Below are 18944 nucleotides of genomic sequence, written 5' to 3'. Positions count from 1 at the left end.
GGTTAAATAAAAAGGCGAAAATGAACATATTCCTGTTCGTTTTTGCCTTTTTATTATTTATTTAAGGAAATGGACAGGGAGATGATATCCCTAAAAAGTACAAAGAGAATGTAGCGTGGATTCTAAGGGGCAACGTTTTCCTAGTAAACAACCATTTAAAGATATTATGAAATAAAAAATCTTCAATTCGAAACACTTTGCTTGACGATTATAATCTATGTAGTTAATATGATACACATAAAATAACTTAATTACTTTTAATAATTAAGTTATTTTATATAAGTTACGGTAGGTAAGTAGAATGTGGTAAAAATGCTTTGAATTGCCACTATTAATATTGGGGACAATTAGAAAGCGACAACTATAAAAAATTAGAAGTTAAGAAATAAGATTGGATCAACAATAATAGTAGCTTCTGTACAATGCATTTTTACTATAGTGACAATGACTATACATCACGAGGGGGGACTGAAATTGGAATCAATGACCTTTGTTTTATTTGGAGCAACAGGGGATTTAGCTAAAAGAAAAATTTACCCCGCGCTATATAACTTATATAGAGATCAAAAGCTTCCAAAGCGAATATCCGTTATTGGGCTTGGAAGGCGTGAAGTATCTCATTTAGATTTTCAAAAAAGAATAAAAGAATCCATAGAAACTTTTTCTCGTCGCAGAGAAGAAGGTACTCCGAAAATAGAAGATTTTTTAGAGTATTTTCGTTATTGTCCGTTAGATGTGAATAAGCCAGAAGATTATAAAAGGTTATTACAAGTAGTTCGTGAAAGGGAAGAAGAACAAAATATACAAGGGAATAGAATGTTCTACCTTTCAGTTACTCCGGACTTCTTTGAGACAATTGCTTTAAATATTAAAGAAAGTGGACTTGATAAAACGGATGGATGGAAGCGCCTGATGATTGAAAAACCGTTTGGTCATGACCTTAAATCTGCCCGAGAGCTGAATGATAAGCTTAGCCGAACGTTTGAAGAAGACGAAATATACCGTATTGATCATTATTTAGGTAAACCGATGATTCAAAATATTGAAGCACTTGAATTTGCAAATCCTGTTCTCCAATCGATTTGGAATAAAGAACATATTGCGAATGTACAAATAACAGCTAGTGAAACGGTTGGGGTAGAAGAAAGGGCAGGATATTATGATCATGCAGGAGCCATTCGCGATATGGTTCAAAATCATATGTTGCAAATATTAATGATGACTGCTATGAATTTGCCGGAAAAAATTAATGCATGTGAAATTCGTGAGGAAAAACGAAAAGTGATGGAGACTCTTCGTAAAGTGAAAAAAGAAGACGTTCAGAACCATATCGTTCGCGGGCAATATGCTTCAGGGGAGATAAAAGGACAACAAGTTGTAGCGTATAGGGAGGAGCCAGGAGTAAATCCTTCTTCTCAAACAGATACATTTGTTGCGGCTCGCCTATGGATCGATAACCCATTTTGGACTGACGTTCCCTTTTATATACGAACAGGAAAAAGAATGAAAGAAAAGTCTACTCGTATTGTAATTGAGTTTAAAAATACATTAAAACAGCAATATCAAGATAGTAATCCAAATGCAGAGCCTAATTTGTTAATCATTGAAATTAGCCCAAATGAAAATGTTTCACTCCAATTAAATAGTAAAAATCCATTGAACAATGGAGAGCTTGAACCGATCCGTATTCATTTTACTTGTGAGCAAACAGGAGTGGGAATACCTGAAGCCTACGAAAGGCTTATCTATGATGCTGTATGCGGAGATTCTACATTCTTTGCACATTGGAGAGAAGTTGAGTTGTCGTGGGAGTGGGTGCAGCCAATACTTGAAGCATTCGAAGAAAATTTGTTACCTCTTCATGAATATGAGTCTGGCTCGTATGGTCCGGATGCTGCTCATGCTCTATTACAAGAAAGTGAATTTAAATGGTGGTTAGATGAAGGATTGAAAAAATAAGTACATTCTTATAAGTAAAGCAATATGAAAAAAGATATTCATCATTTTATTAACATGTATTTATGATGAAAGGTAATTCAAGGAGGAATTATATTATGAGAGTAGGATTAATTGGTTTAGGTAAAATGGGATTAAATTTAGGGAAGAATTTAATGGATCATAAACATGAAGTAGCTGCATTCGATTTAAATACGAGTGCGGTGGAAGAAATGAAAGAGTATGGTGCTACAGGTGTATCTAGTTTAAGCGAACTCGTTCAATCATTGGAATCACCAAGAATTCTTTGGGTAATGGTTCCGCACGCTGTTGTTGATTCTGTTATTAATGAGGTTACACCGTTGTTATCAAAAGGAGATATTTTAATTGAAGCTGGGAATTCACATTATAAAGAGTCTATTCGCCGATATGAGCAACTAAAGACAGATGGCATTCACTTTATGGATGCAGGAACTTCTGGCGGAATGGAAGGTGCTCGAAATGGTGCTTGTTACATGATCGGAGGAGACCAAGAAGCTTGGGACATCGTTGAACCTATCTTCCGAGATACAGCTGTAGAAAATGGATACTTATATGCTGGCAAAGCTGGTAGTGGTCACTTTTTAAAAATGATTCACAACGGAATTGAATACGGAATGATGGCTGCTATTGGTGAAGGATTTGAGGTTTTAGAGAAGAGTGAATTTGACTACGATTATGAAAAAGTATCAAAAGTATGGAACAACGGTTCAGTCATTCGCTCTTGGTTAATGGAATTAACTGAAAATGCATTTTCTAAAGATGCAAAACTGGATGAAATTAAGGGCGTTATGCATTCTTCTGGTGAAGGGAAATGGACAGTAGAAACAGCATTAGACCTTCAAACAGCAACTCCTGTTATCGCGATGTCTTTATTAATGCGCTACCGCTCATTAGACAATGATACGTTTACAGGAAAAGTTGTAGCAGCTCTGCGCAATGAATTTGGCGGACATGCAGTAGAAAAGAAATAAACATTTTAAAATTATAACTCGTTAGCGTTTAAAAAATGGAGGGAATGAATCATGAAGTTTTTTATCGATACTGCAAATCTTGAGGACATAAAAAAGGCATATAAACTAGGGGTTTTAGCTGGCGTTACAACGAATCCTTCTTTAGTAGCGAAAGAGGGCATTAAGTTTGAAGACCGTATTGCAGAAATTTGTCAGGCAGTACCTAACGTTGAATCTGTTTCGGCAGAAGTAACTCCAGATGTTGTTGCAGCTGAAGAAATGATCTCCCAAGCAGAAGAACTAATTAAAATTAACGGTGGCGATAAAAACATCACGATAAAACTTCCGATGACATTAGCAGGATTAGAAGCTTGTCGCTATCTTACAGAAAAAGGTGTGAAAACGAACGTTACACTTATTTTCACTGTGAACCAAGCTCTTTTAGCTGCCCGAGCAGGTGCAACGTACGTTTCTCCATTTTTAGGTCGCTTAGATGATATTTCTGAAGATGGCGTATTATTAGTTGCTAAAATTGCTGAATTATTCGATGTTCATCAATTAGATACACAAATTATTGCGGCTTCTGTCAGACACCCAGACCATGTCACTCGTGTAGCGATGGCAGGTGCTCACATTGCAACAATTCCTTATAAAGTCATTGAACAACTTGCTATGCATCCACTAACAGATCAAGGTATTGAAAAGTTTGCTGCGGATTGGGCGAAAGCGCCTAAGTTATAATGAAATGAAGATTTCACTTTTCAAAATAGCACTATAGTTATGAAAAGGACCTCCTTATGAGAGAGAAGCTTATTAAAACGTAGCTCTCATAAGGGAGCGTCTTTTTTGTATACATCATGGTGCTCTTTTGTTATAGGAATAATTTGAAAGGGGTTACATAGTGAGCTCGAAATATATGATTGGTGTAGATATTGGGACAACTAGTACAAAATCAGTTTTGTTTTCGATTGATGGATCAGTTATTGCAAGTCATGGGATTGAATATCCTTTATATTCTCCCGCACCAGAAACAGCAGAACAAGATCCAGAAGAGATTTTTCAAGCGGTCATACATACGATTAAAGAAACTATACAATCAAGTAATGTGCAGCCAGTTGATATTCTTTGTGTTTCTTTTAGTTCGGCAATGCATAGTGTCATTGCTGTAGACGAAGCAGGGAAGCCGTTAACGAGATGTATCACTTGGGTAGATAATAGAAGCGCCAGCTGGGCAGAAAAAATAAAGAATGATATGAATGGTCATGAAATTTACCTTCGTACTGGAACACCACTCCATCCTATGTCACCACTTTCGAAATTAGTTTGGCTTAAGAATGAATATGATGAGTTGTTTGCAAAAAGCTATAAATTCATCTCTATTAAAGAGTATGTTTTCTATAAGTTATTTAAGGAATATGTAATTGATTATTCTATTGCATCAGCAACAGGAATGTTCAATTTGAAATCTTTAAAATGGGATGAGGAAGCTCTTCGTGTTGCAGGAATTACCGATGAAAAGTTATCTACAGTTGTTCCAACGACGCACAGTTTAATAGGGATAAATGAAGAACTTGCAAGAGAGATGAATGTACTTGTTGCTACTCCTTTTATAATCGGTGCGAGTGATGGGGTACTATCGAATTTAGGTGTAAATGCAATAGAACCTGGAGTAGTTGCTATTACAATTGGTACGAGCGGTGCAGTGCGAGTTGTCACAAATCATCCTGTAACGGATCCGAAAGGTAGGACTTTTTGTTATGCGTTAACTGAGGACCTTTGGGTAATTGGTGGACCGGTTAATAATGGTGGTATGATTTTTAGGTGGGTTCGCGACCAATTATGTACGTTAGAAGTTGAGCATGGGAAGCGTTTAGGAAAAGATCCATATGAAGTGCTTACGGAAATAGCGGCAAAAGTGAATCCTGGATCTGACGGTTTATTATTTCATCCATATTTAGCAGGCGAAAGAGCTCCTTTATGGAATGCGAATGCGCGGGGATCTTTCTTTGGGCTTGGACTACATCATAAGAAAGAGCATCTTATACGTGCTGTTTTAGAGGGGATCATTTATAACTTGTATACAGTTCTTCTTGCGTTAAAAGAACTAATTGGCGAACCGAAAAAAATTCAAGCGACAGGTGGTTTTGCAAGGTCAGAACTTTGGAGACAGATGATGGCGGATATTTTTCATCAAGACGTATACGTTCCTGAAAGTTTCGAAAGTTCTTGCCTAGGAGCGGCAATCCTCGGTTTATATAGCTTAGGTGAAGTAGATACATTACATGTAGTTTCTAATATGGTAGGTGCCAATTTTTATCATGAGCCAAACATGGAAAGTGTGGAGAAATATAAAGATTTAACACCGATCTATATTCGTTTGGCCCGTCACTTGGAAGAAGAATATGAAAGTATAGCAACTTTTCAGAAAAAGTGGGTTTAGAGGCTATTTGGCAGAAAAATATGGTAGCGTATAAAGAGGTACTCTGATTTTTTAGGATACTCTTTCAATGAATAATAGTTTTAGGTTGCTTAGTAAGAAGTGTGATGAACAAAAACTATAGGGAGAGGGTTATGAAAATGACGGATAACAAAGAGTTTATTGGATATGTTGGAACTTACACGAAAGAAAATAGTGAAGGAATATATACTTTTACTTTAAATACGGAAGCGCAAAAAGTTAGTAATGTAACACTTGCGGCTAAGCTGGATAACCCTACATATGTAACGATTAGCAAAAGTAATCAATATCTCTATTCTGTTGTAAAGGAAGGAGAAGCTGGTGGTGTAGCTGCTTATTCGATTAATAGTCATACTGGAGAGCTAGAGGAACAAAATAGACAAGTAGTAGTAGGGGCTTCTCCTTGTCATATTAGTGTGGATAGTGGAAACCATACGGTAGTTACAGCAAATTACCATAAAGGAACGATTGAGTCTTTTGAAGTAGATGAAGAAAATGGAACTGTAAATCCTACTGCATCTATTATGGCACATGAAGGTTCAGGTCCAAATAAAGAAAGACAAGAAAAACCACATGCACATTACGCGGGGTATACTCCTGATGAAAAATATGTGGTAGGTGTTGATTTAGGGATTGATAAAATAATTACGTATGGAATAAAAGATAGTACATTAAAAGAAGTGAATAGCTTGTCTGTGAACCCAGGAAGCGGTCCAAGGCATATTACTTTTCACCCGGACGGAAAGTACGCTTATGTGATGACTGAACTTAGTTCGGAAGTCATTGTGTTAACATATCATCCGGAAGAAGGGTCTTTTACAGAGTTGCAGTATATTTCTACTGTTCCAGAAGAGATTGATGGAAATAGTCAAGGAAGTGCTATTCATATTTCTTCTGATGGCCGTTTTGTATATGTAGCGAATCGTGGTCATAATAGTATTGCTGTTTTCAGTGTGGATCAAAATTCAGGTCGGCTTACATTTGTGGAACATACATCTACAGAAGGAAATTGGCCGAGGGACTTTGTGTTAGATCCTACTGGAAAATTTCTTATTGCTACAAATGAAAAGTCACATAATCTTGTGCTATTTTCAAGAAATGAAACGACAGGGAAGTTAACACTGTTACAATCTGATGTTGTTGTACCAGAGCCTATTTGTGTTAAGTTTTTAAATGTTTAATTTATGATTGGTAGAATTTCTATATACCCCAAAAACAGAAAAAAGCAAAGCGATATCGCTTTGCTTTTTTCTATTTCTTCTTCGGCCTACGTACTAGTTCGCCGCCACAATTCGGGCAAACGTTTTGTCTTTCCTCTGTACATGGTGCACAAAATGTACATTCATACACGCATATGTATGCTTCAGAATCGGGCTGAAGGGAATGATCGCAAATTTGACAGTTTGTTTTCATTTCTAATGCCATCGTAATCCTCCTTATTATTTGAAAGTTCGTAATTTAATTATAATTACTATTGTAGTGGGTGTCCTTTTTAAATGAAAAGAAATAGATGTATTATGTTGTTGTTTGCAATGAAATAGGTCCATTTGTTTTTAAATTGATTATTTAGTGCAGTTGGAATATTATGAAATAGTCAAAAGACGACAGGGGGTATATATTTTGACTAATAATAACGACTATTTTCGTGTAGAAGAGGATGTAAATTACAGTAGTTTAAAAGCGGATTGTGAAAAATGTTTTGGATTATGTTGTGTGGCATTACCGTTTGCGGCATCAGTAGATTTTGCGGTGAATAAAGATGGTGGTAAACCTTGTACAAATTTACAATCAGATTATAAATGTAGTATACATAGAGATCTTAGAGGAAAAGGGTATAAAGGTTGTACAGTATTTGAATGTTTCGGTGCTGGACAAAAGATTTCTCAAGTTACGTTTAAAGGAATTGATTGGCGGAAAGATGCCGAGCATGCGAGAGAAATGTATGATGCTTTTCCGGTTATGCATCAGCTTCATGAAATGCTGTGGTATTTGAATGAGGCTATTCTATTAAAGGCGACGCAGACAATTCATAAAGAGCTGAAGGAAGCAATTGAAGAGACTGAGCGTCTTTCTAATTTAAGTCCAGATGAGTTAATGGAAGTAAATGTGCCATTACACCGTGCAGAAGTGAACATTCTCCTTTTAGAGACGAGTGAATTAGTTTGGAAAGAAATGAATGATGCACGTAAAAAACGAATCAGTCACCGCGGAGCAGACCTTATGGGAGCGAATCTGAAAAAGAAAGATTTACAAGGAGCAAATTTAAGAGGGGTGTATCTTATTGCGGCTAATTTACGAGATGCAAATTTAAGGGGAGCCGATCTCATCGGAGCAGATTTGCGAGATGCAGATATTCGCGGGGCAGATTTTACAAATAGTATTTTTCTTACGCAAGTTCAAATTAATGCGGCGAAAGGGGACAAACATACGAAATTACCGAAAGTGTTGTCTCGTCCAGCACATTGGACTGTGTAAAGTGTAGGGAGTTGTAATAGTGTGGATATTTTTCAGTATTTAGAGGAAATGCAGGAAGATGTATTTTTGTTATCAGTATCTCAAATAGAATTGAAGTATTATGATATTTGTCGCACACTAGCGTCAAGTGAGGATGCGGAGCGCATTAAATTGATTCCATTAGATTCATACAAGGAAAGTATGAGGATAGGTTTGAAAGAAGCGTTAGAAATTGCTGAAAGTGAAGAAGCAAAGGCGATTTATTTTGAGTATGATCTTGATAATGAGTGGGATAGTCAGTTTTATATTTGTGACGATTATATGTTTTTTGAAGAAGAAGATGAGGATTGGGCAAGTGATTGGACGGATGAAATAGAAGGACCATCTTTAGGAGAGTTAGCTGATATTTATGGTGAAAATGGCTTTGATTCAGATAAAAAGGCTGTAGGTATTACTTTATATTTAATCGCAAGAACGGTGTGTAGTTTTATAAGTGCATGCAGTGGATTACAAAGTAATATACCAATTTGCATCGGTTTTCACGACCAAGACCCAATTATGCGAACAGGCAGAGACTAAGTTTCTGCCTGTTTTTTTTTATACTATTTTTGCTTTTCAAAAGTAGTAATTATAACACTGCATATAATAAGGATACCACCAATGAAAAAGTTACTGTTTAACGTCTCATTTAACAGGAGCCAGCCAAGTAATGATCCTACGATCGGTTGAAAGAAGAAAAATAATGAACCGATGCTAGCATCCATTAATTCTAACCCTTTATTCCAAAGAAAAAATGCACCTGCGGTTGAGAAGATTCCTAAATAGAGTACGCCTAATACTACATACATGTTCATATGTTCAATAGGGTTTGTTTGGAATTCCCATACCATAAAAGGTGTAATGAAAAAGAGTGAAAAAAATATTGCGTACGTTGTAATAATTAAAGATGAAAATCGAGCTGAAGCGATTTTTACATAAATGGACAGTAAAGCCCACGTAATAGCGGCCCCAACTAAAATGATTGTACCGATAAAATAGGAGCCGATTTCAATATCCCATCCGATAACGATAATGACACCGATTGTCGCTATTATAGTTGATAAAAGTCTACGAGTAGTTAGTTTCTCTTTTAAAATGAACGCTGCAAATATAACCATAAATGCAGGTGTAGCTGATGTCACTAAGGAGCCTGTATGAGCATCGGATAATTTCGTTCCGATAAATTGACATGTGATTGAAATGAAATACCCGATGAATCCAATCCAAGCAAATAATAGCCAATCTTTTTTGTGAATGGGTACTTTTTTCTTTTGCTTTTTTTCAGTTGTTTTCAAAATCACATATAAAACAACAAAAGCGATAATAAAACGTAGCCAAACGAGTGTAAGTGGCGGAATAAAGTCGAGTACGTATTTACTAACGACGTACATACCGCCCCAAATACTTGCTGCTAGTGATAAACATATAGCTCCTAAAATGGTTTGTTTCATTTGAATGACCTCCGTCTATTTTTAGGGTTATGATTTATTCCCTAAGACGAGGCATTGTGCACTTGTTATATGAATGCCCGTCTTAGATTATAGACGGCCTACAGGTTGATCGTTTTCGAATGAAGTGTTGTAGTACATGAGCGCATTCCTCCTTCATAATTTTATAATGATATTATAACTTAATTTTCAGTTTATTTGGATGTTAATTGTACGGAGTTGATTCTTTAGAAAATGGTGGTTGTCGAAGAAAGCATAGTATATGGTAGAAAAACATATTTTAAAAATAAAAGAAACCAATTACATAACTGATAAGTATATTAAGAGTAGGATGAAAAAGTAGATTAATAGAGAAAGAGGAGGAGATTTACATTACTACAACCGTTATTTCCCATTTTTATAACGAAGAGTATTTATTGCCGTGGTGGCTTGTGCATCATACGAAACTGTTTGATCATGGTATTTTAATTAATAAAGGTTCTACAGATCGTTCGGTTGAAATTTGTAAAAAATTCGCACCGCATTGGGAAGTGCGAGATTCTACAAATCCAGAGTTTGATGCAATAGCGACAGATCATGAAGTGATGAGGGCGGAACAAGAAGTAGAAGGTTGGAAAATGATTTTAAATACGACTGAGTTTCTTTGTGTGCAAGATAAGAATCAGTTTTGGAAATCACTAAATGAATTGGGAGGGAGGATGTATTGGCTGGAAGGGCTTATTATGGTCGATAATCTTAACTATAATTATCCGGACCTTAACTTTGGAATACCTTTAATGAAACAGCGATTTCACGGTTATTTACCAGAAGATTGGGCGTTATGGAGAAGAGGTAGATTTATTCATAATCATGAACACGGAAGTTATACGGTTGGAAGACATTTATCCGCGCATGAATCTATGATTTATCCGCCTCTTGCTTGCATATTATGGTTTGGATTTAGTCCGTGGAACGATGCGATGAGAAAGAGAAAATTACAAATTGGTCCGACTCTTTCTGAAGCTAGTAAGCATGGGGGAATGGGAACGCATCATATTATTACACCTGAAAAATTAGAAGCATGGTATAGAGAACTAGCGGGAGGAGCAAAGGATCTGCGTTTTAGTAGTGCGTATCGTTATGCTTTTTTATAAATGATTCCCACCATAAAATTGTTTCTTCGATCCCAGTATTTAGATCGTATGTTGGTTTCCAGTTTACTTCAGTTTTTAAACGCTCTACATTAACGCCGACGAATAAAGGTTCATATTTAGAGAAAGGAATCGCACCTAGTTTAATTAAATGTTCTTTTCCTAACTTTTTAGCAATAATAGAAGCTAATTCTTTAATTTGTATAGATTGACCAGAAGCGATATTGATTGTGCCTGTAACATTGCGTTCTAATACTGTTACGAGAGCATCAGCGACGTCACCCACATGGAGGAAATCTCTTGATTGTTTTCCATGTGTACATAGTGCTTCCTCATTTTTTAATAAAGAAGTGATAATGTTAGAAACGAGCCGATTTTCTTGTTCGTGAGGGCCATACATATGAAAAATTCGTCCCCAACATACGCTGAGGCTGGTTTGCCCAGCGTATGATTGTAGCCAGGAATGTAGTGTGTTTTTACATAATGAATACGGGGTTTTATAGGAAAGAAGCGGTGAATCTTCAAATAATACGCCGTTAAACCATTCATACTCTGCGCCAGTACCTGCAACAATGACTCGCTTTCCACCGCATGATGTGAAGTGTTGAATCAATGAGATACTGCACGTAAGCCAATAGTAATTATTAATAGATACATAACACGCTGGCGGCACTGCTTCCCAAGCTAAATGAATGAGATGACTAGGTTTAATGTCGTAAATGAGTTTTTTTACTTCTTCATCGCAAAGTAAGTTTACTTTATGCCAATGGCAAGAAAGGTGAGAAGGCTTATTTGTATTGTAAGTGGCGTGCACCTCATAGCCCTTTTGTATAAGAGAATTTACAACATATTTACCAATCCATCCACTACCGCCTGTTACAAGGATTTTTTTCATGGCTCAAGTACCTCAACTTCTGGAATTGTTACTAAAAATTTGCCCCCCCATTCACGAATGAAAGAGCATTCTTTCATAATTTCATCTTTCAAATTCCAAGGGAATATGAGAATGTAATCAGGTTTTGTACGTTTAATTTCTTCTGGAGATTTTATTGGTATGCGGGTTCCTGGTAGAAGGAGGTTTTGTTTGTGAGGGTTTTTATCTACTGTATAAGCTAGAAATTCTTTGCCTATCCCGCAATAATTTAAAAGGGTGTTTCCTTTAGCTGGAGCACCGTAACCGATAATTTGTTTGTTTAAAGCTTTTGCTTCGATACAAAACTTTAAAATATTTATTTTCAATTGTTCGATGCGTTTAGAAAAAAGGAGATAGCAATCTAATGTATCTAGCCCGTAATCTACTTCTTTTTGGATTAAGTTTGTAACACTAGAATGAATAGTGGATGAGTCACTATGATGGTTTACAAAAACACGCAAGGAACCACCGTGCGTTGAAAGTTCTTCTACATCGACAATTTGTAAATGATGATAAGCTAAAACTTTTTGAAGACTTATAAGTGAGAAATAGGAGAAGTGCTCATGGTAAATAGTATCAAACTGTTTAAAGGATATGAGGTTTAATAAGTGCGGGAATTCAATTGTTATCGTGCCATCTTGTTTTAATAACGTTTTTAAACCGGCAACAAAATCATGCAAGTTCGGTACGTGTGCTAATACGTTATTTGCGACGATTAAATCTGCTTGCGGTAATTTTTTTGCTAAGTCATTGCTGAAAAAATTCACTTCAGTAGGGATTCCTTTTTTGATAGCGATTTCCGCCACATTTTTTGCTGGCTCAATTCCTAACGTTTCGATTTGTTCTTTTTGAAAGTATTGTAATAAGTATCCGTCGTTACTTGCGATTTCAATTACTTTCGAATGGTTTGTTAAGTTGAAACGCTTAATTGCCATTTCAACATATTGTTTGGCGTGAAGTAGCCAACTCGAGGAGTAAGAGCTGAAGTATAAATAGTCATGAAAAATGTTGTGCGGAGATTCAAATTCATCTAATTGTACAAGTAAACAAGAGTTACAAACAAATGTATGCAGTGGATAAAAAGGTTCCATTTTATATGAGTTTTCTGGAGCTACAAATGAGTTAGCGAGAGGGGAAACACCTAAATCTATAAAAGTATCTTTTAACAATGAGTGGCAAAAACGGCATTTTTTTTGTTCCATTTTATAGCCTCCTTATAAATTTTTGAATGCATCGATTTGTTGTCGTGTGAATGATTCTATATTTTCACCGGATGCATATTTTTCGTACCATTCAACGGTCCAAGCGATAGCATTTTCTGTGGATAGCTTAGGAGTCCAGTCCAGTTTATTTACTGCTTTTGTACTATCGAGTGTTAAAATAGGTGATTCATAAGGAGTATTTATAGTGGGAGAAAGTATTGTTAATGGTTTATTCCATAATTTTATTACAGATTGAATGACATCATGGACGGTTCTGTTAGCCTCGTTAATTGGTCCGAAATTCCATGCTTCTGCATACTCTTTATGCTTCCAAAGTTTCTCAGCTAAAAGGATATATCCATGTAAAGGATCCAAAACATGTTGCCACGGTCGGATAGCATTTTTGTTTCGAATACTTAAAGGACGGTCTTGTAAATATGCACGAATGATATCTGGGAATAAGCGATTTTCTGCCCAATCACCACCACCGATGACATTGCCTGCTCTTACTGAGGCGAGTGAAAGGGTGTTCGTGTGAAAAAAATATTTTTGATATGATGCTGCAACTAGTTCAGCACAAGCTTTACTAGCACTATAAGGGTCGAAACCTCCTAGTCGATCAGTTTCCGCGAATGCCCGGTTACCGCTCCCGTCATTTTCATAGCATTTATCACTTGTAACATTAATGATGCCACGTATACTTTCTATATGCTTTGCCGCTTCTAATACGTGAACAGTACCTAAAACATTCGTTTTAAATGTTTCGATAGGATTTTTGTATGAAGTGGTGACGATTGGCTGAGCTGCTAAATGAAATAGTATGTCAGGGTTATGTTGTTTCAGGGCATGGGATAAAGAATCGTAATCTGTAATATCGCCTTTAATTGTTATGCACTCTTTTGATACGTTACATTGTTCAAAAAGGTTAGGGATGGATGGGGGGTGAGAAGAATAGCCAACTACTTCTGCACCTAATGAAGTTAAAAAAAGGGTAAGCCATGAGCCTTTAAAGCCAGTATGTCCTGTAATAAATACTTTTTTCTTATTCCAAAAAGATGATGAAGCCATATTACCAAACCTTCCACGGAGCGTTATTACTTTCCCATAGCTCGACTAATTTATTTTTATCGCGCACTGTATCCATTGGATGCCAAAAACCAGTATGTTGATATGCGGCCAATTCGTTTTTGTTTACTAACTGAACTAAAGTGTCTGTTTCAAAAACAGACTTATCTCCACTAATGTAATTGAAAATATCAGGATTTAAAACGAAAAATCCACCGTTAACCCATCCGCCATCCCCGAGTGGCTTCTCTTGAAAGGATGTTACAGACTGTTTATCTAATACGAGAGAACCAAATCTGCCTGGAGGTTGTACGGCAGTAACAGTAGCTATTTTGCTGTGTTTTTTATGAAATGCCATGAGTTCTTTTATATTTATATTACTTAATCCATCGCCATAAGTGAGGCAGAAAGGTTCGTCCCCGACGAAATTTTGTATTTTCTTAACTCGTCCACCTGTTTCGGTATTTAGACCGGTATCAATCAGTGTAATTGTCCATGGTTCTATACGATGAGAATGGTTAGTAATTGTATTGTCGCTTAAATGTATCGTGAAATCGGACATGTGTAAGTTGTAATTTAGAAAGAATTCTTTAATTGCATATCCTTTATAGCCTAAGCAAATAATAAACTCAGTAATGCCGTAATGACTATACAAACTCATAATGTGCCATAGAATAGGCTTTGTTCCAATTTCAATCATAGGTTTTGGTTTTAAATGAGTTTCTTCCCCAATCCTTGTTCCGTATCCACCTGCAAGAATAACAGCTTTCATTTTTTCCTCCTAATTATAAAAAGAATTTGATATCGATGTTATTATGATATGTACTTAAATTAGAAAGGAACGGGAAATTTCATAGTTATATTTCGTTCGTTTTGGTTTTTTGAATTTAAGTATTTTATTATATAATTAAATTAATAGATTGGATTGTATAAGATGAGACGATAAATTTTGTATAAATTATGAATAACAAACCGTCACGTTTGACTGTACAGTTTATGTATTGTATGATGGTAGTAATATAAACAAGGGGGGAAGATCGTTGGGAAGGTGTATCGAATCGGACAGTTGGCTCTCATGGCTCACGTGTCGAAACGAACGATTGATTATTATACGAATCTAGGTATCTTAAAAGCGGAGCGATCTCAATCTAATTATCGCTATTACGACGAAACAGCATTTGAGACATTACAATTTATTGAGAAGTGCAAAGAAATGCATATGCCGCTTTGTGAGATTAAAGAGAAGATCGAGGAGAAGAAGAAGCTGCTCGGTATCAATGAACACGTTTCGAAACAAGTGAATGAAGTGACAGACCATATTCATAGATTAGAAGCAGAACTAACAGAGTTAAAGCCTCTTTTAGATGAATTGACTGATTCACAACGTGAAAAAATATCGAAATCTTTATCTGGTCAAACGACAGCTTTAATACAGACACTTGCTCTATTATTATAGAATAAGTGAAATCCGACCTCTTTAATTTTTGTATCGGGCTATGTTTTCTAACGAACAAATAAGAAAACATTATAGTATACAGGAGGTGGACACCTTAGTTTTTTAACTAAGGGGATTCATTGGAAATATTTAATTTAGTCATGGTTGCGATTTTAATCGCATTTACTGGATTTTTCGTAGCAGCAGAGTTTGCGATTGTTAAGGTACGTTCAAGTCGCATTGATCAGCTTGTTGCGGAAGGGAAACGCGGCGCATTAGCAGCGAAAAAGGTAACAACAAATTTAGATGAATATTTATCTGCTTGTCAATTAGGTATTACAGTTACAGCGATGGGATTAGGTTGGTTAGGTGAACCGACAATCGAAAAGTTATTACACCCGTTATTTGAGAAATGGAACATAAATCCTTCTATTTCATCAGTATTAACTTTTGGTCTTGCTTTTATGCTAATGACATATTTACACGTTGTAGTAGGGGAATTAGCTCCGAAAACGCTGGCAATTCAAAAGGCTGAAAAAGTAACGTTGTTATTGGCAACTCCGTTAATGATGTTCTATAAAATCATGTATCCATTTATTTGGGTATTGAACGGTTCAGCTCGTGTTATAACTGGTTTATTCGGTTTGAAACCAGCTTCTGAACATGAAGTAGCTCATACAGAAGAAGAATTACGTCTTATTCTTTCAGATAGCTATGAAAGTGGCGAAATTAATCAAGCTGAATACAAGTATGTAAATAATATCTTTGAATTTGATAATCGCATCGCGAAAGAGATAATGGTACCGCGTACAGAAATCGTTGGTTTCTATCTTGAAGATTCAGTAGAAGAACACATGAAAGTAATCCAAAATGAACGATACACACGTTATCCGATTTTTGGAGAAGATAAAGATGATATTATCGGTATGGTCAACGTAAAAGATTTCTTTATTCGATATATGAACAACGATCAAGAAGATTTATCATCGATTCGCACGTATATGCGTCCGATTATTGAAGTTATGGAAACGACTCCAATTCATGATTTATTACTGCAAATGCAGAAGAAGCGAATTCCAATGGCTGTTTTATATGATGAGTACGGAGGAACAGCTGGAATTGTAACGCTTGAAGATATATTGGAGGAAATCGTCGGCGAAATTCGTGATGAATATGATGAAGATGAAGCACCACCAATTCAACATGTGAACGAGTATCATAAAATTGTTGATGGAAAAGTGCTTATCTCAGAAGTAAAAGATTTGTTTGGATTACACATTGAAGAAGACGATGTGGATACAATCGGTGGATGGATTATGATGCAAAATCATGAAATCGAAGAAGGACAATACGTTGAAGCAGAAGGCTATGAATTTAAAGTGTTAGAAAAAGATGCTTATCAAATTAAACGTGTTGAAATTCAAAAAATGGATCATGAACAAGAACAAGAGAAAGCAGCAACTGTGTAAGTTGCTGCTTTTCTTCTGACACATAATAAAATGTGAAATTAGGAGCGGATATTTTGATTCAAGTAGCCTTACGTGTATATCGATTACAATTGTATACGATCTTTAGTGGTTTACTACTAATGTGGGCGGTTACTCCGTTTGGGAAACAAGTGACAGGGTTCGGTATCGGTTTAGCAGTTAGCGCATATTGTCTTTGGCTATTAGCTCGCAGAGTGGAGAAATTAGGAAGAAGTATCGTGATGAAAGAAAAGGCTCCTGGATTAGGAGTTCTAAACCGATTTGCAGCCGCAATATTAGGGGCTATCATTATGTTTGAAATTGAGCATGAAATGGAAATGTGGGCATTCGGTACTGGAATATTGGGTGGACACTTTTTAATGATTGCGAATTTAGCCTATGCAAATATGCAGCTAGTAAAAGAAGAAGAGAAGCAAAAGGAAAATGCTTCGAAAAACATAGAACTCTGATGAAAGGGACCTAATCAGGTTCCTTTTTTGCGTTTAAAAATAAATGATATAATACGAATGATTTACTGGTACTTATCGAATTTATGCCAAACATAATACGCTTATTTTTTGGGCATTTCAATAGTATGAAAAAAAATTAAAAAAAATTAAAAAACCCATCGATTTCTAAAGCTTATGTATGTTATCATGACAAAAGAATTTGCGAAAGAGGTGGATACCAATGTTACAAGCTTTACTTATTTTTGTGCTTCAAATTATTTACGTTCCAACTTTAACAATCCGTACGATTTTGCTTGTAAAGAATCAAACAAGATCCGCTGCAGGTGTAGGATTGTTAGAAGGAGCAATTTATATTGTCAGTTTAGGTATTGTGTTTCAAGATTTATCAAATTGGATGAACATTGTTGCCTATGTCATCGGCTTTAGTGCGGGACTATTATTAGGCGGTTATATAGAAAATAAATTAGCAATTGGATATATTACGTATCAAGTTAGTTTACTAGACCGTTGTAATGAATTAGTAAATGAATTACGCCATTTTGGATTTGGCGTTACAGTATTTGAAGGTGAAGGAATAAATTCTATACGTTATCGCTTAGATATCGTTGCAAAGCGTTCTAGAGAAAAAGAACTGTTAGAAATTATTAATGAAATTGCACCGAAAGCGTTTATGTCTTCTTATGAAATCCGTTCGTTTAAAGGTGGATATTTAACGAAGGCGATGAAAAAGAGAGCATTGTTGAAGAAGAAGAAAGATGAACATGCATTGTAAAGAAAAGGGAGTAGTGCAGCTTTAAAAGCACGGCATAATCCCCATAGAAGAAAGAGAGGAATCTATATTGAAAAAGATTCCTCTCTTTTTTTGCGTTATTTTTTTCTGCTTTTTCTCAGATTAACAATTAACCATACAACTTGAATAATTAGTGGTAATATAAATGCAATTAATAAAACGATGAATGCCACTAATTTAAGCTCTGGTGTTTGAGTAACACCAGCACCATCAACCTCTCTTAGCCAAATGATAGCTGCCAATATCCCAAAAATGGTAATCCAAAATATGTTACCAATCCACCAAAAAATCCATCGTCTTTTCATATTAGCACCTCTTATATTTACCCTCTGTTAAAAGTATATTTTCGGTTGTTATATTTAAATGAAATAACTATAAAACTACTTTTTTTTAACTGTATATCTAACTTGTTTAAAGGTTGCCATGTCTCCATCTTCGTTATCATCTTTCGTTTGCAAAAGTTGAACTTTTGGCTTGTAGTCTGTCCTATGAGCGTGCTCGATATCTTTAATGTTAAGTTTGTAGGATTCACCATTATTTATTTTTTGTTCCAATACTTTTTTATTGGCAACATAAATAAAAGTTACTTTATTTTCATCAATACCTTCAGTCTTAATTTCTAATTCATTATCTTTTGTTGTAATCGTTGGTGTTAATAATTCAATACTGCCGCTTCCGGTTTCTAAAGAATTTTCTACTATAGTTGAACATCCGGATAAAATGATTCCGATGAATAGAAGAACAATTAATTTCTTTTTCATAACATCCCCCAATTTCAAGTGATTTTTGATTTTGGTATTGCTAGACTGCTAGTGTGGAACGTAAATGTTTAGCTAGCACTTTTTTTATTGTACCATAATATATAAATTAAAATAGGTTATATATCCAATTTAAGGGAGGTTGAAAAGTTTACTTATTGTTGAGAATCAGTATTTTACAGTAGGTATTTATTTTCTTTACAAAGCGGTGTTGATAAAATCATTACGAATTGGATATCCAATTCGTAATGATGAAATGTAGACAGGAGAAAGAACTTAATACGAAGCGAACTTATTATTATGGAAATTACAATTTTGGTATATTAAAATAATGATAGGGAATAGATGAATTCATTCACTTCGGAGGTAGTTACTTGAACATTAACGAG

General features: G+C 35.6%; 20 protein-coding genes. 12 read left to right on the top strand and 8 right to left on the bottom strand.

Features of this window, described 5'->3' with window-relative positions; all coding sequences use genetic code 11:
* Positions 1 to 474: 474 nt before the first annotated feature.
* The 5 genes from zwf to MR066_RS04175 all read left to right on the top strand — a co-directional run bounded on the left by zwf (position 475) and on the right by MR066_RS04175 (position 6566).
* On the top strand, positions 475 to 1959 hold the full coding sequence (gene zwf / locus MR066_RS04195) for a glucose-6-phosphate dehydrogenase (RefSeq protein WP_242246064.1): 1485 nt from the start codon (positions 475 to 477) through the stop codon (positions 1957 to 1959).
* Between the two features lie 95 nt (positions 1960 to 2054).
* Positions 2055 to 2948: a phosphogluconate dehydrogenase (NAD(+)-dependent, decarboxylating) gene (gene gnd, locus MR066_RS04190; RefSeq protein ID WP_002033317.1), complete on the top strand. Its 894-nt coding sequence runs from the start codon at positions 2055 to 2057 to the stop codon at positions 2946 to 2948.
* 51 nt (positions 2949 to 2999) lie between these two features.
* Positions 3000 to 3668, top strand: coding sequence for a fructose-6-phosphate aldolase (fsa, locus tag MR066_RS04185; RefSeq protein WP_000667685.1), 669 nt, complete (start codon positions 3000 to 3002; stop codon positions 3666 to 3668).
* 157 nt (positions 3669 to 3825) lie between these two features.
* The gene (gene gntK / locus MR066_RS04180; RefSeq protein ID WP_242246103.1) at positions 3826 to 5367 is read left to right on the top strand and encodes a gluconokinase; all 1542 of its coding nucleotides are present in this window, start codon (positions 3826 to 3828) and stop codon (positions 5365 to 5367) included.
* 137 nt (positions 5368 to 5504) lie between these two features.
* On the top strand, positions 5505 to 6566 hold the full coding sequence (locus tag MR066_RS04175) for a lactonase family protein (RefSeq protein WP_242246102.1): 1062 nt from the start codon (positions 5505 to 5507) through the stop codon (positions 6564 to 6566).
* Positions 6567 to 6636: 70 nt separating this feature from the next.
* Here MR066_RS04175 and MR066_RS04170 read toward each other — a convergent pair whose 3' ends face one another.
* Complete coding sequence (locus tag MR066_RS04170; RefSeq protein WP_001162783.1) at positions 6637 to 6810, bottom strand: DUF1272 domain-containing protein; 174 nt, start codon at positions 6808 to 6810, stop codon at positions 6637 to 6639.
* A 195-nt stretch (positions 6811 to 7005) separates the two neighbouring features.
* Between MR066_RS04170 and MR066_RS04165 the strand changes: the two genes are divergently transcribed.
* Positions 7006 to 7860, top strand: a complete 855-nt coding sequence (locus MR066_RS04165; protein WP_242246063.1) for a pentapeptide repeat-containing protein — start codon at positions 7006 to 7008, stop codon at positions 7858 to 7860.
* Between the two features lie 21 nt (positions 7861 to 7881).
* Positions 7882 to 8418, top strand: coding sequence for a hypothetical protein (locus MR066_RS04160; RefSeq protein ID WP_242246062.1), 537 nt, complete (start codon positions 7882 to 7884; stop codon positions 8416 to 8418).
* Positions 8419 to 8441: 23 nt separating this feature from the next.
* On the opposite strand, the gene MR066_RS04155 is transcribed toward MR066_RS04160, so the two are convergent.
* The gene (locus MR066_RS04155) at positions 8442 to 9329 is read right to left on the bottom strand and encodes a DMT family transporter (RefSeq protein WP_242246061.1); all 888 of its coding nucleotides are present in this window, start codon (positions 9327 to 9329) and stop codon (positions 8442 to 8444) included.
* Between the two features lie 344 nt (positions 9330 to 9673).
* Between MR066_RS04155 and MR066_RS04150 the strand changes: the two genes are divergently transcribed.
* On the top strand, positions 9674 to 10459 hold the full coding sequence (locus MR066_RS04150) for a glycosyltransferase family 2 protein (RefSeq protein ID WP_242246101.1): 786 nt from the start codon (positions 9674 to 9676) through the stop codon (positions 10457 to 10459).
* Here MR066_RS04150 and MR066_RS04145 read toward each other — a convergent pair.
* From MR066_RS04145 to rfbF, 4 genes are read right to left on the bottom strand one after another with little or no spacing between them, the layout of a single operon-like run.
* On the bottom strand, positions 10428 to 11351 hold the full coding sequence (locus MR066_RS04145; RefSeq protein WP_242246060.1) for an NAD-dependent epimerase/dehydratase family protein: 924 nt from the start codon (positions 11349 to 11351) through the stop codon (positions 10428 to 10430). The two genes, MR066_RS04150 and MR066_RS04145, sit on opposite strands and share 32 nt — an antisense overlap.
* On the bottom strand, positions 11348 to 12571 hold the full coding sequence (locus MR066_RS04140) for a class I SAM-dependent methyltransferase (protein WP_242246059.1): 1224 nt from the start codon (positions 12569 to 12571) through the stop codon (positions 11348 to 11350). The genes MR066_RS04145 and MR066_RS04140 overlap by 4 nt, the downstream gene beginning before the upstream one ends.
* A 12-nt stretch (positions 12572 to 12583) precedes the next feature.
* A complete protein-coding gene (gene rfbG, locus MR066_RS04135) occupies positions 12584 to 13639 on the bottom strand; it encodes a CDP-glucose 4,6-dehydratase (RefSeq protein ID WP_242246058.1) in 1056 nt (351 codons plus the stop codon).
* Position 13640: 1 nt separating this feature from the next.
* Positions 13641 to 14408, bottom strand: coding sequence for a glucose-1-phosphate cytidylyltransferase (gene rfbF / locus MR066_RS04130; protein WP_219303175.1), 768 nt, complete (start codon positions 14406 to 14408; stop codon positions 13641 to 13643).
* A 276-nt stretch (positions 14409 to 14684) separates the two neighbouring features.
* On the opposite strand from rfbF, the gene MR066_RS04125 reads away from it, so the two are divergent.
* The 4 genes from MR066_RS04125 (at position 14685) to MR066_RS04110 (ending at position 17779) form a co-directional block, all read left to right on the top strand.
* The gene (locus MR066_RS04125) at positions 14685 to 15092 is read left to right on the top strand and encodes a MerR family transcriptional regulator (RefSeq protein WP_025149265.1); all 408 of its coding nucleotides are present in this window, start codon (positions 14685 to 14687) and stop codon (positions 15090 to 15092) included.
* Between the two features lie 119 nt (positions 15093 to 15211).
* Entirely contained in the window at positions 15212 to 16540 is a 1329-nt protein-coding gene (locus MR066_RS04120; RefSeq protein ID WP_016091821.1) for a hemolysin family protein, read from the top strand.
* Between the two features lie 53 nt (positions 16541 to 16593).
* Positions 16594 to 17007, top strand: a complete 414-nt coding sequence (locus tag MR066_RS04115; RefSeq protein ID WP_002084378.1) for an ATP synthase subunit I — start codon at positions 16594 to 16596, stop codon at positions 17005 to 17007.
* 220 nt (positions 17008 to 17227) lie between these two features.
* Positions 17228 to 17779 carry a DUF2179 domain-containing protein gene (locus tag MR066_RS04110; RefSeq protein WP_002033341.1) on the top strand — a complete coding sequence of 184 codons (552 nt, stop codon included), beginning with the start codon at positions 17228 to 17230 and terminating at the stop codon, positions 17777 to 17779.
* A 95-nt stretch (positions 17780 to 17874) separates the two neighbouring features.
* Here the strand turns inward: MR066_RS04110 and MR066_RS04105 are convergent, their stop codons facing one another.
* Together MR066_RS04105 and MR066_RS04100 are read right to left on the bottom strand one after the other, a co-directional pair.
* Positions 17875 to 18102, bottom strand: a complete 228-nt coding sequence (locus MR066_RS04105) for a DUF3923 family protein (protein ID WP_061689133.1) — start codon at positions 18100 to 18102, stop codon at positions 17875 to 17877.
* Positions 18103 to 18177: 75 nt separating this feature from the next.
* Positions 18178 to 18558: a hypothetical protein gene (locus tag MR066_RS04100; RefSeq protein ID WP_061689134.1), complete on the bottom strand. Its 381-nt coding sequence runs from the start codon at positions 18556 to 18558 to the stop codon at positions 18178 to 18180.
* Positions 18559 to 18944: the final 386 nt, after the last annotated feature.

It is taken from the genome of Bacillus cereus group sp. BfR-BA-01523 (assembly GCF_022662615.1).
In the GTDB taxonomy this organism is placed as follows: domain Bacteria; phylum Bacillota; class Bacilli; order Bacillales; family Bacillaceae_G; genus Bacillus_A; species Bacillus_A mycoides.
The sequence above is the reverse complement of the archived record's forward strand: the minus strand, read 5'-3'. Positions and strand labels throughout refer to the sequence as shown.